Annotated in this window: 10 protein-coding genes; 9 read left to right on the top strand and 1 reads right to left on the bottom strand. The window is 66.1% G+C overall.

The window, feature by feature from the left end:
- The first annotated feature begins 9 nt into the window (after positions 1-9).
- From ACU0AG_RS03600 to ACU0AG_RS03580, 5 genes are all read left to right on the top strand, one after another.
- Positions 10-642: a phosphoribosylanthranilate isomerase gene (locus ACU0AG_RS03600; RefSeq protein ID WP_482780896.1), complete on the top strand. Its 633-nt coding sequence runs from the start codon at positions 10-12 to the stop codon at positions 640-642.
- Positions 639-1886, top strand: a complete 1248-nt coding sequence (trpB, locus tag ACU0AG_RS03595) for a tryptophan synthase subunit beta (RefSeq protein WP_482780895.1) — start codon at positions 639-641, stop codon at positions 1884-1886. Before ACU0AG_RS03600 ends, trpB begins: the two co-directional genes overlap by 4 nt.
- 259 nt (positions 1887-2145) lie before the next feature.
- Positions 2146-2925 carry a tryptophan synthase subunit alpha gene (gene trpA / locus ACU0AG_RS03590; protein ID WP_482780894.1) on the top strand — a complete coding sequence of 260 codons (780 nt, stop codon included), beginning with the start codon at positions 2146-2148 and terminating at the stop codon, positions 2923-2925.
- 55 nt (positions 2926-2980) lie between these two features.
- Positions 2981-3832 carry an acetyl-CoA carboxylase, carboxyltransferase subunit beta gene (gene accD / locus ACU0AG_RS03585; protein WP_482780893.1) on the top strand — a complete coding sequence of 284 codons (852 nt, stop codon included), beginning with the start codon at positions 2981-2983 and terminating at the stop codon, positions 3830-3832.
- Positions 3833-3871: 39 nt separating this feature from the next.
- Positions 3872-5242, top strand: coding sequence for a bifunctional folylpolyglutamate synthase/dihydrofolate synthase (locus tag ACU0AG_RS03580; protein WP_482780892.1), 1371 nt, complete (start codon positions 3872-3874; stop codon positions 5240-5242).
- Here ACU0AG_RS03580 and ACU0AG_RS03575 read toward each other — a convergent pair.
- The gene (locus ACU0AG_RS03575) at positions 5239-6951 is read right to left on the bottom strand and encodes an AmpG family muropeptide MFS transporter (protein WP_482780891.1); all 1713 of its coding nucleotides are present in this window, start codon (positions 6949-6951) and stop codon (positions 5239-5241) included. The genes ACU0AG_RS03580 and ACU0AG_RS03575 overlap by 4 nt on opposite strands.
- Before the next feature lie 107 nt (positions 6952-7058).
- On the opposite strand from ACU0AG_RS03575, the gene ACU0AG_RS03570 reads away from it, so the two are divergent.
- The 4 genes from ACU0AG_RS03570 to ACU0AG_RS03555 all read left to right on the top strand — a co-directional run bounded on the left by ACU0AG_RS03570 (position 7059) and on the right by ACU0AG_RS03555 (position 12251).
- Positions 7059-8198, top strand: a complete 1140-nt coding sequence (locus ACU0AG_RS03570; protein WP_482780890.1) for an aromatic ring-hydroxylating oxygenase subunit alpha — start codon at positions 7059-7061, stop codon at positions 8196-8198.
- A gap of 19 nt (positions 8199-8217) precedes the next feature.
- Positions 8218-9309, top strand: coding sequence for a pseudouridine synthase (locus tag ACU0AG_RS03565; protein WP_482780889.1), 1092 nt, complete (start codon positions 8218-8220; stop codon positions 9307-9309).
- Positions 9306-9860 (top strand): 16S rRNA (guanine(966)-N(2))-methyltransferase RsmD, encoded by a 555-nt coding sequence (rsmD, locus tag ACU0AG_RS03560; protein ID WP_482780888.1) that lies wholly within the window; start codon positions 9306-9308, stop codon positions 9858-9860. The genes ACU0AG_RS03565 and rsmD overlap by 4 nt, the downstream gene beginning before the upstream one ends.
- Positions 9861-9932: 72 nt before the next feature.
- On the top strand, positions 9933-12251 hold the full coding sequence (locus ACU0AG_RS03555; RefSeq protein ID WP_482780887.1) for an ATP-dependent helicase: 2319 nt from the start codon (positions 9933-9935) through the stop codon (positions 12249-12251).
- The last annotated feature ends 13 nt before the right edge of the window (positions 12252-12264 follow it).

The raw sequence follows: 12264 nt of genomic DNA, 5'->3' as shown, positions 1-12264 counted from the left end.
GGCGCTCGCATGGCTGGCGCTCTTGTCAAAATCTGCGGGCTTTCAACGCCTGAAACCCTCGCGGCAGCCGTGCAGGCAGGCGCGGATTATGTCGGGCTGGTGCACTTCGAAAACAGCCCGCGCCATGTCGCGCTGGCCGAAGCGGCGCGGCTGCGCGCCGGAGTGCCGCCCCATGCCAAAGTGGTGCTGCTGCTGGTAGACCCCTCGCCCGCACTGCTGGCCGAAGCGGTGCGCGAGGTGCGGCCCGATGTGGTGCAGTTCCACGGCAAGGAAACGCCCGAAACCCTCGCCCGCGTCCGCGCCGAGACCGGCATCGCGGCGTGGAAAGCGCTGGGCGTGAAGGATGCCGCAAGCCTTGCCGATGCCGCGCGCTACCATGGCGCTGCCGACCTGCTGCTCTTCGATGCCCCGGCGAGCGGGCTTCCCGGTGGCAATGGCACCCGCTTCGACTGGGGTCTGCTCAGGGCTTACAAGGCACCGACCCCTTGGGGCCTTGCAGGCGGCCTCACCCCCGCCAACGTCGCCGAGGCGATCCGGCTGACCGGTGCAGGTCTGGTGGATACTTCTTCGGGGGTCGAGCGTTCCCCCGGTATCAAGGACGTGGACAAGATCGCGGCCTTCTGCAAAGCGACCCGCATATGAACACACCTCTCAATTCCTTCCGCAACCTGCCGGACGAGCGCGGCCATTTCGGCCAGTTCGGCGGGCGCTATGTCGCAGAGACACTGATGCCGCTGGTGCTCGATCTGGAGCGCGAGTATCGCAAGGCGCAGGCCGATCCGGCGTTTCAGGCTGAATTCGACGACCTGCTGGAGCATTACGTCGGCCGCCCCTCGCCGCTCTATTTCGCCCCGCGCCTGACGGAAGAGCTTCGTTTGTTGGCGGATTCCCAAGGGAATCCTGGGGGCGGCGCGCAGGTGTGGTTCAAGCGCGACGAGCTAAATCACACCGGCGCGCACAAGATCAACAACTGCATCGGCCAGATCCTGCTGGCGATCCGCATGGGCAAGACCCGCATCATCGCCGAGACCGGCGCGGGCCAGCACGGGGTGGCGACCGCGACGGTCTGCGCGCGCTTCGGGCTGCCCTGCGTGATCTACATGGGCGCCGAGGACGTGAAGCGGCAATCGCCCAACGTGTTCCGCATGAAGCTGCTCGGGGCCGAAGTCGTCCCCGTCACCAGCGGCGGGGCGACATTGAAGGACGCGATGAATGAGGGCCTGCGCGACTGGGTCGCCAACGTCCACGACACCTTCTACATCATCGGCACCGCGGCCGGCCCGCACCCCTACCCCGAGATGGTAAGGAACTTCCAGAGCGTGATCGGCAAGGAAGCCCGCGCCCAGATGCTCGACCGCACCGGCCGCCTGCCCGATCTGCTGGTCGCGGCGATCGGCGGCGGGTCGAATGCGCTGGGGCTGTTCCATCCCTTCCTCGATGATCCGAGCGTGAAGATGCTCGGCGTCGAAGCGGCGGGCCACGGCCTCGATGGCGATGAACACGCCGCGAGCCTGCTCGGCGGATCGCCCGGCGTGCTCCACGGCAACCGCACTTATCTGTTGCAGGACGAGGACGGCCAGATCACCGAAGGCCACTCGATCAGCGCGGGGCTGGACTACCCCGGCATCGGCCCCGAGCACGCGTGGCTCAAGGAAAGCGGCCGGGTCGATTACACCGCCGTCACCGACGAGGAGGCGCTTGACGCCTTCCAGCTGCTCTGTGCGACCGAGGGGATCATCCCCGCGCTCGAACCCTCGCACGCCATCGCCGCGGTGAAGAAGGTCGCGCCGACGATGCCCAAGGACAGCATCATCCTCGCCAACCTGTGCGGGCGCGGCGACAAGGATATCTTTACGGTCGCGGAGCGTCTGGGGGTGGAGCTTTGACTAAGGGATGGAAACCACCCTTGATTGCATTCGGGATCTGCATCGCGCTTTTTGTGTCGGTGATCGCGTTTGCGGAAGCCTCCTGCAACGGCCAATTCTTGCCCGGTGACAACTGCTTCGAAAGCGACGGGATCAAGACGTGCATCGGATGTATCGATGACCTGACGACCTCGCTTGGCATGATCCTCGAAGCGTTGACTTTGGCGCTCCCGGTTTGCGCCATAGGATTCCTTATTCTAGCTGCATTGCGAGTTCGTCGATGACCCGCCTCTCCACCACCTTCGCCCAGCCCCGCCCCGCGCTCGTCTGCTTCATCACCGCAGGCGATGGCGATACCGCGGCCAATCTCGATGCGCTGGTCGAAGGCGGCGCGGATGTGATCGAGCTGGGAATGCCCTTCACCGATCCGATGGCCGATGGCCCCGCGATCCAGAGCGCCAATCTGCGCTCGCTCGGCGCGGGCACGACCACCGCCGACGTGCTGCGCTACGCCACCGAGTTCCGCGCCCGGCACCCGCAAGTGCCGCTGGTGCTGATGGGCTATGCCAACCCGATGGTCCGCCGCGGGCCGGAATGGTTCGCCGAGGCCGCGGCGGCTGCAGGCGTGGACGGCGTCATCTGCGTCGACATTCCGCCCGAGGAAGACGACGCGCTCGGCCCGGCTTTGCGCGCCAAGGGCATCGCCCCGATCCGCCTCGCCACCCCCACCACCGACGCCGCGCGCCTGCCGCAGGTGCTCGCGGGGAGCGAGGGCTTCCTCTACTACGTCTCGGTCGCCGGGATCACCGGCAAGCAGCAGGCGCAGATCGCCAGCATCGAGGCGAACGTCGCTCGCATCAAGCAATCGACCGACATTCCGGTGGCGGTGGGCTTCGGTGTGCGCACGCCCGAACAGGCCGCGGAAATCGCCAAGGTGGCTGATGGGGTGGTCGTCGGCAGCGCGCTGGTCGAGATTTGCGGGCAGTATGGCGCCGAGGCTCCGGCACACCTTCGCGAACTCACCGCTGCGCTTGCCGAAGCGGTTCACAACGCCCGCTAGAATTTCGTCGCTGCGCTTCTCGCAATGACGAGCGAAATACTCTAGGACACCGCCCATGAACTGGTTCACCCGCGTCCGCAATTCGCTGGGCTTCGCGCCCGAGAAGAAGTCCACCGAGAAGGATCTGTGGATCAAGTGCCCGTCCTGCCAGGAAATGCTGTTCGTGGCAGAGTACGAGGACAACCTCAGCGTCTGCCCGAAATGCGAGCATCACGGGCGCATCGGGGCCGATGCGCGCCTTGGCCTGCTGCTCGATCCGGGCTTCGAGATTCTCCCTCTGCCGAAGGTCACCGAAGACCCGCTGCAGTTCAAGGACACCAAGAAATACACCGACCGGTTGAAGGCCGCACGTGCCGCCAATCCGCATGAGGATGCCTTCGTCACCGGCTCCGGCACCATCGACACGCGGCCCGCGGTGGTCGGCGTGCAGGACTTCAGCTTCATGGGCGGCTCGATGGGCATGGCCGTGGGGCAGGCCTTCTGCGAAGGCGCGCAAAAGGCGCTGGATCGCGGTTGTGCCTATATCGTCGTGACCGCCGCTGGCGGTGCGCGGATGCAGGAGGGGATCCTCTCGCTGATGCAGATGCCGCGTGCCACCGTGATGACGCGGCGGCTGAAGGCGGCGGGTCTGCCCTATATCGTGGTGCTGACCGATCCGACCACCGGCGGCGTGACGGCAAGTTACGCCATGCTCGGCGATATCCACATCGCCGAGCCCGGCGCACTGATCGGCTTTGCCGGCCAGCGCGTGATCCAGGACACGATCCGCGAACAGCTGCCCGAAGGCTTCCAGCGCGCTGAATACCTCCACAAGCACGGCATGGTCGACATGGTGGTTCACCGCCGCGACCTGAAGGCAACGCTGGCGCAGGTGCTGGATTATCTCGCACCCGTGAAGGCGGCGTAAGTCCTCCCCTCCCGCCTGCGGGAGGGGCCGGGGGTGGGCATGAGAGACTTCGGCAAATCCGACGACCCGCGCGTTCAGGCCCAGCTTGATCGCCTCGCCGCGCTGAGCCTGCCGCAAGGGCGGTTGGGGCTGGAGACGATCCGTGCCCTGATGGAGCGGCTCGGTAACCCGCACCGCAAGCTGCCGCCGGTGTTCCATGTCGCGGGCACCAACGGCAAGGGCTCGACCTGCGCCTTTCTGCGCGCGATGCTGGAGGCCGAGGGTTACAAGGTCCACGTCACCACCTCGCCCCATCTGGTGCGCTACAACGAGCGCATCCGGTTGGCGGGTGAGTTGATCTCGGACGCCATGCTGGCCGATGTGCTGGCGGAGGTGCTTGACGCGGGCGACGACCTCGGCCCCAGCTTCTTCGAAGTCACCATCGCAGCTGCCTTCCTCGCCTTCAGTCGCACTCCTGCCGATGCCTGCGTGGTCGAAGTCGGCATGGGCGGGCGCTTCGATGCGACCAATGTGCTGGAGCCGGATGTGCTCGCCGCCTGCGGGATCGCGGCGCTGGGCCTCGATCACGAACGCTTCCTGCTCGCGCCCGAGGAAGGCGTGCCCACCGAGCCGATGGCGCGGATAGCCTTCGAGAAGGCGGGGATTGCCAAGCGGGGTGTGCCGCTGATCGTGCTCACGCCCTATGAGGCCGAGGCGCTTGAGGCAATTGAGGACGTGGCCGAGAAAGTCGACGCCCCGCTCCATGTCGGTGGACACGCGGGCGCGTGGGCCATCAAAGCCAATTGGCGGTCACCGGAGAAGGTCCGCTACGCCGATTGGCAGGAAAGCAGCGGCAAGCAGACGTCGTTCGTGCTGCCCCGGCCCAGCCTTGCAGGCGAGCATCAGATTGAGAACGCCGGGCTCGCCATAGCCATGCTGAGACACCAGCGGCAGGTGCGCATCTCCATCGAAGCCATCGCCGAGGGACTGGTCGCTGCGAAATGGCCCGCAAGGCTGCAGCGCCTTGCCCGAGGTCCTTTGACCGGGCACCGCGAGGTCTGGCTCGACGGCGGCCATAACCCGAATGCGGCGCAGCGATTGTTCAGTTTCCTGAACCGGCACATCTATGCCGACCGGATACGCGCGACAGGCGAATTGAGGCCGATCCACCTCATAATCGGCATGATCGAGGGCAAGGATCCCACGGCGCTGACCGCTCCACTAGCCACGCTGCTGGAGAGCATCACCGCCGTCCCGGTGCCGGGGCATGACTGGCATCCGGCATCAGCCTTCGGCCCCTCGTCACGCGCGGCACCCGATGTGCCGAGCGCGCTGGCGATGATCCCCGACGACGGCCTACCGGTGCTGATCGCCGGCTCGCTCTACCTCGCGGGCGAGGTGCTCAGGCTCAACGACGAGCTGCCGGACTAGATCTCCGGCTCGGGCGGCGGGGCGTTCTCCGCCCGGCCCGAACGCGCCTGCCGCGCCCACTCGATCAGGCACAGCACCACGGCAAAGCCGCCGATTGCGGTCGTCAGCAGGAACACGTCGTAATAGCCGCGTTCCTCGATCATCTGGCCGAGCGCCGGGCGGCCCAATGTCCCCACCAGCATCGTCAGCGAGGACAGCAGCGCATATTGCACCGCGCTGTAGCCCTTGGCGACCACGCTGGAGAGGTAGGCGACGAAGGCCGCCCCGGCGATGCCGACCGCGATGTTCTCCATCCCGATGGTGAGCATCAGCCGTGACATCCGGTCATCAGCGCCGAATTGCCCGGCGAGCCAGGTAAAGCCTGTCAGGTCGCTCGCGGCCTGCATCCGCGCTCCGCCGACAGCGAGGTCGGCATAGAGCAGGTTGGTCAGCGCCGCGATCACCGCGCCCAGCGTCAGCGTGGTCATGCGGCCGATGACCGTCAGCAGCGTGCCGCCCAGCGCCAACCCTACAATCAGTGCGCCGACGCCGAAGAACTTCGAGGCGATCGCCACCTCGTCTTTCGTGTATTGCAGCTCGCCCAGATAGAAGGGGTAGGCAAAGCTGCCCCAGATCGCGTCGGTGATGCGGTAGGATAGCACCAGTGCAATCACCAGCACCGCGGCCCATTTCAGGCGACCGATGATCTCCGCCAGCGGCAGGATCAGCGCGCGGTAGCCGTGATCGAGCGCGGTATCGAGCGCACCGCTTGCCGGAGCATCGTGGCTGAGCACATAGCGGCCCTGCTTGCGCATCGCCTCCAGCCACCCGGCAATGAGTCCGGGGATCACCACTGTCGCGATGACGATCAACGGGCCCATCTGGCTGACGAATTCGGTCGAATCCGGCCGCGTTTCGGGTGTCGCGCCGAGAGAGCGGATCATGAAAGTAAGCACAGTCACCAGCGCCCAGCCCCACAGCAGCGCCACGGCAGCCAGTGCATAGGCTCTCACGCGGGGTGTCATCTGCCCTGCATGGCGCAGCGTGCCGAGATTGGCGCGCTCGTCCGCCAGCGCAGCGGTGCTCCGCTCGGCATCGGGGGCAAACAGGCCGAGGAAGCCGACGAACAGCAGGATTGCGCCCATGCTCGCAAACACCGTCGGCCAGCCCATCCGCTCGGCCATGAACAGCGCCAGCGCGCCGCCCACCAGCGCGGCAACGCGGTACCCCATCTGGAACACGGTCGAGAGGATATCGATCGTCGCCACCTCGTCCGCCACATCGACGCGCCAGGCATCGATCACCACGTCCTGCGTCGCGCTGGCAAAGGCACCGATCCCGGCCAGCAGCGAAAACATGCCAAGCGATGTCAGCGGGTTGAGCAAGGATAGTGTCACCAGAATACCGCCCAGCAGCAATTGCGCAGTCACGATCCACTGCTTGCGCTTGCCCAGCCGCCTCAGCCCCGGAAGATCGACCCGGTCCAAGGCGGGCGACCACAGGAACTTGAAGGCATAGGCAAGGCCCACCAGCGAGAACACGCCCATCGTCTCGACATCGACCTTGGCATCGGTCAGCCAGGCGTAGAGCGTGCCGAGGAGCAGCGCATAGGGCAGCCCGCTGGCAAAGCCGAACAGCAGCACATAGCCGGTCTTGGGATGGCGCAGCGCCGCCAGCAATGTCAGCCAGCGCGACAGGCGCGAGGGTGTTTGGAAAGCAGCTTCGGCCATTGACGATCCCATATTCGCTGAGGCGGATTTGCTCCGGCCCGATTTCATGCCACACTAAACGGGCAGGAGAGGATGAGAAAAGAGCGATGAACGCCCCCACAACAGATATGCCCCGTTTGTCTCCGACGCCCGGCCAGTTGGCGCTGGCGGAGGCAATCCGCGGCGGGGTGGGAAGGCAGGCAGGCGGCATCCAGACCGTGCCCGCCAGCAACTATACCTGCCCCGATCACTTTGCGCGCGAGAAGGCGGCGCTGTTCGACCGGCTGCCGCAGGTGATCTGCCCTTCCGCACTGCTGCCCGATCCCGGCATGGCCGTGCCGCACGATGCCACCGGCCGCCCGCTGCTGATCACCCGCGACAATGACGGCAGGGCGCACGTCTTCCTCAATGTCTGCCGCCACCGCGGCACGCGACTGGTGGAGGGGAGCGAGGTGCAATGCGCCAAGAGGCTCGTGTGCCCCTATCATGCCTGGACTTACCGGCTCGACGGGGGCCTGCTGGCCCTGCCCCGGCCCGAGACCTTCCCCGGCATGGACAAGGCCGATTTCGGTCTCGTCGAACTGCCAAGCGTCGAAGCAGGCGGGCTGATCTGGTTTGCTCCGGTCGAGGGCGCTGATTTCACAGATGCCAGGGCTCTGGGCGAGGATCTCGATGCTTTTGCCTTGCGCCAATCGCACCTGTTCCGGCGCAAGTTGCATCGGGTGAAGGGCAACTGGAAGCTGATCATGGATGCCTTCCTTGAAAGCTACCATGTGACCCGCCTCCACGCCGCCACCATCGGCCCGTTCTTCAAGGACGGGATCACCGCAGGCGACCAGATCGGCCCGCACCAGCGCAGCGCCGTCGGGCGGCTGGAGGAGATGGAGACAGTCGACCTCACCGACATGGCGGCACTCCGCCGGGTGGTCACCTTCGCCTATCAGCTGCTGCCCGCCACGATCATCGTCCCCAGCCCCGATTACGTGAACGTGATGGTGCTGATGCCGCAGGCGCATGATCTGACACTGGTCGAGGATTTCATGCTGATCCCCGAAGCCCCGGCATCCGAAAAGGCGCTGGCGCATTGGGAAAAGAGCTGGAACCTGCTCGACGGGGGCGTGTTCGCGAGCGAGGATTTCCGCGCTGCCGAACTCGGCCAGCAAGGGCTCTCCAGCGGCGCGGTGAGCCACATTACGCTCGGCACGCTCGAAGGCGGGATTGCACGGTTCGACCAGATCGTGAGCGAAGCCTTGCGGGCGGCGGGCTGAAGGCCTACTCGGCCTCGCCATGCCCACCACTCCCCCTCGCTCCGAAGGTCGCCCCGAAGGCGAACGCCCAAAAGGTGAAAGAATCGCCAAGCTGCTTGCCCGCGCAGGCGTGGCCAGCCGCCGCGAGATCGAGCGGATGATCGCCGATGGCCGCGTGGCGGTGGATGGCAAGGTGCTCGACACCCCCGCCACGATCCTGCCCGGCCTCAAGGGCGTGACAGTGGACGGCAATCCCGTCGCCGCAGCAGAAGCGACGCGGCTGTTTGCCTTTCACAAGCCAACCGGCCTGATCACCGCAGAGCGCGATCCGGCGGGCCGTCCGACGATCTACACCGCCTTGCGCAACGCCCTGCCCAAAGGCACGCCCCGGCTGATGCCGATCGGGCGGCTCGATCTCAACACCGAAGGGCTGCTGCTGCTCACCAATGACGGCGGGTTGAAGCGCACGCTGGAATTGCCCGCCACCGGTGTTCCGCGCACCTACCGCGCCCGCGCCTTCGGTGTGGTCACCCAGGAACAGCTCGAGGACCTGATCGAAGGGGTGGAGATCGACGGTGTGCGCTACGGCTCGATCAATGCCAATCTCGAGCGCTCCTCGGGCCGCAACCTGTGGATCGAGATGTCCATCACGGAAGGCAAGAACCGCGAAGTGCGGCGCGTGCTCGAACATCTCGGATTGCAGGTGAACCGCCTTATCCGCGTCGGCTACGGCCCGTTCAACCTCGGCGATCTGCCGCGTGGTCAGGCGGTGGAGCTGACCGGCAAGCCGGTGGCGCGTTTCCTGTCGGAGATGACCGGCGAGCCGATCCCGCGCGGCGGCGTGAAAAAGGCAGACAAGGTTGAAATCGCCGCTCCGGCGAGGCCGCCCCGCCCCGAGGCACGCAAGGCTGCACCCGCAAAACCGGCCCCGCGAAAGGCGGCTGAAGGCGCACCCTTTGCGCGCAAATCCGATGCACGGCCTGCACCGGGCAAGCGGGAAAACACCCCGGCAACTGACCGTCGCAAAGGCCCCGCCGGTCCCGGTGCTGCGCGTCCTGCCGGGCGGGCACCGGCCCGCAGCCGGCCCAAGCCAACCCGTGGCAACACGCCGCCGCGCGGGCCGCGCTCGTGAGGATCATCACCGGCCAGTGGCGCGGGCGCAAGCTCGTCGCGCCCAAGGGCGATGCCACCCGGCCGACGGCGGACCGGATGCGCGAAACGCTGTTTGCGATGCTGACCAGCCGCCTCGGCAGTTTCGAAGGCTTGCAGGTCGCCGATCTGTTCGCAGGATCAGGCGCACTCGGGCTCGAAGCCCTGTCACGCGGCGCGGCTTCATGCCTGTTCGTCGAGCAGGATCGCGCCGCGCTTGATGCCATCCGCGCCAATATCGCCACGCTCGGCGCCCGCGAAACGGCGCGGGTCGATGCCGGATCGGTGATGCAGCTGCGCGCAGCGACCAAGCCGCTCGACATCATCCTCGTCGATCCGCCCTACCACACCGGCGCAGGCGAGGTTGCGCTGGACCGGTTGCTGCGGCTTGGCTGGATCGGGCCGGAGACATGGATCTCGCTGGAGACCGCTTTCAACGAGGATCCGGCGATCGAAGGCCTTGTGATCGAGGCCGAACGCCGGGTCGGCAAGGGCAAGCTCAGCCTGATGCGGCTCGCCCCGCCTGCCGCCTGAAGCAAGCGGCGGACAAGCGCGGCAAGCGGCTTGCCCGCGCCGCAATTGTTCCCTACCTGTTCGCATCACACCATGAGCACCAACCTGCCCTCGCCCGCGCCTGCGCATGACCCTGCGCACGACAATGTCCCGGCCTATGCCGCGCGGCTCAACCCGCCGCAGCGTGCTGCCGTGCTGGCAACCGAAGGCCCGGTGCTGATGCTGGCAGGCGCGGGGACGGGCAAGACCGCAGCGCTCACCGCACGGCTGGCGCATCTGGTGGCGACCCGCCGCGCCTATCCCTCGCAGATTTTGTGCGTCACCTTCACCAACAAGGCCGCGCGCGAGATGCGCGAGCGGGTGGCGCACCATCTCGGGCCGGGGGCGGAGGGCATACCGTGGCTCGGCACCTTCCATTCGATCTGCGCCAAGATGCTGCGTCGCCATGCGGAGCTTGTCGGTTTGCAGCACAATTACACCATCATCGACACGGACGACCAGATCAGGCTGCTCAAGGCCCTGATTGCCGAGGCAGAGCTGGACGAGAAGCGCTGGCCTGCGCGCCAGCTGGCCGGCCTGATCGACCGCTGGAAGAACCGCGGTCTCAACCCCGCCGATCTCGATGCGGTGGAAAACGAAGCCTATGCCAACGGCAAGGGCGCGGCGCTCTATGCGCGGTATCAGCAGCGGCTGAAGGCATTGAACGCCTGCGATTTCGGCGATCTGATGCTGCACATGCTGAACATCCTGCGGCAGCATCACGATATCCTCGCCGATTACCAGCGCCGCTTCCGCTACATCATGGTGGACGAATATCAGGATACCAACGCGGTGCAGTATCTGTGGCTGCGGCTGCTGGCGCAGGGGCACAGGAACATCTGCGTGGTGGGAGACGATGACCAGTCGATCTACTCATGGCGCGGGGCAGAAGTTGCCAATATCCTGCGGTTCGAAAAAGATTTTCCGGGCGCGGAAGTGATCCGGCTCGAACAGAATTACCGCTCCACCCCGCACATTCTGGGTGCGGCGGCCGGCCTGATCCGCGCCAACAGCCAGCGCCATGACAAGACCCTGTGGACCGAGGTCAATGGCGGGGACAAGGTCAAGGTCATCGGCGTGTGGGACGCACCTGAAGAAGCGCGCCGCGTGGGCGAGGCGATCGAACGGCTGGAGCGCGAAGGCGCCTCGCTCGACAGTATCGCCATTCTGGTGCGCGCCCAGTATCAGACCCGCGAATTCGAAGACCGCTTCATCCAGATCGGGGTGAATTACCGCATCATCGGGGGCTTCCGCTTCTACGAGCGTGCCGAAATCCGCGATGCTCTGGCCTATCTGCGCCTGATCGCCCAGCCGCAGGACGATCTGGCATTCGAACGCATCCACAACGTCCCCAAACGCGGGTTGGGTGCCAAGGCGCTGGAAGCGATGCATTCCCACTCCCGCCGCACCGGACTGCCGCTGGCGGCGGCGGCGCTGCAACTGGCTGACAGCGACGAATTGCCCAAGCGTGCGGCGATCACGATCGGCGGGCTGATGCGGCAATTCCTGCACTGGCGCGAACAGGCCGAAGTGCTTTCCCCTGCCGATCTGCTGCGACTGGTGCTGGAGGAATCGGGCTATAACGCGATGCTCGCCGCCGATCGTTCGCCCGAAAGCGCAGGCCGGGCCGAAAACCTGTCCGAACTCGCCCGCGCCATGGAAGAATACGACAGCCTCGGCGATTTCCTCGAACATGTCAGCCTCGTCATGGACAATGACCGCGCCGGCGAAGGCGAAACGGTGACGATCATGACGATCCACGCCGCCAAGGGGCTGGAATTCGACAATGTGTTCTGCGTCGGCTGGGAAGAAGGCGTGTTCCCCTCGCAGCGCGCCATCGACGAAGGGGGCCTTGCGTCCCTAGAAGAAGAACGCCGCCTTGCCTATGTCGCGATCACGCGGGCCAAGCAGCACTGCACCATCCTCCACGCCGCAAACCGCCGGATCTACGGCCAGTGGGTCAGCTCCATCCCCTCGCGCTTCATCGAGGAATTGCCGGAAGAGCATATCGAGCAGGAAAGCACGCTGTCGGGCGGCGCATCCCTGTGGCGCGCCAACTGGAGCGAGCAGGAAGACCCCTTCGCCCATGTCGCCCGCGACTATCCCGCCAAGGCACAGCAACGAGGCCCCGGATGGCAGCGGGCTTTGACATCGGGCTATGAAACCAAACCCGCCCGCGTGCGCGAAAACACCCGCTCAGCCGCCAGCTTCGCCGCCCCTGCCCGCAGCGACATCGCGATTGGCGCAATGGTCACCCACGCCAAGTTCGGCACCGGTTGCGTGATCGATCAGGAGGGCAACAAGCTCACCATCCTGTTCGAGGATGCGGGGGAGAAGCGCGTGCTCGACAGTTTCGTGACGGTGGTGGGGTAGAGCGCTGAAAGAT

Source organism: Erythrobacter sp. RANMB8 (assembly GCF_056848235.1).
Note: the sequence above shows the minus strand (reverse complement) of the source record. Positions and strands in the feature narration are given on the sequence as shown.

Coding starts and splice junctions, on each gene's coding strand:
- ACU0AG_RS03600 (WP_482780896.1), top strand. CDS start 10: ATGGCTGGCGCTCTTGTCAAAATCTGCGGGCTTTCAACGCCTGAAACC.
- trpB (WP_482780895.1), top strand. CDS start 639: ATGAACACACCTCTCAATTCCTTCCGCAACCTGCCGGACGAGCGCGGC.
- trpA (WP_482780894.1), top strand. CDS start 2,146: ATGACCCGCCTCTCCACCACCTTCGCCCAGCCCCGCCCCGCGCTCGTC.
- accD (WP_482780893.1), top strand. CDS start 2,981: ATGAACTGGTTCACCCGCGTCCGCAATTCGCTGGGCTTCGCGCCCGAG.
- ACU0AG_RS03580 (WP_482780892.1), top strand. CDS start 3,872: ATGAGAGACTTCGGCAAATCCGACGACCCGCGCGTTCAGGCCCAGCTT.
- ACU0AG_RS03575 (WP_482780891.1), bottom strand. CDS start 6,951: ATGGCCGAAGCTGCTTTCCAAACACCCTCGCGCCTGTCGCGCTGGCTG.
- ACU0AG_RS03570 (WP_482780890.1), top strand. CDS start 7,059: ATGCCCCGTTTGTCTCCGACGCCCGGCCAGTTGGCGCTGGCGGAGGCA.
- ACU0AG_RS03565 (WP_482780889.1), top strand. CDS start 8,218: ATGCCCACCACTCCCCCTCGCTCCGAAGGTCGCCCCGAAGGCGAACGC.
- ACU0AG_RS03555 (WP_482780887.1), top strand. CDS start 9,933: ATGAGCACCAACCTGCCCTCGCCCGCGCCTGCGCATGACCCTGCGCAC.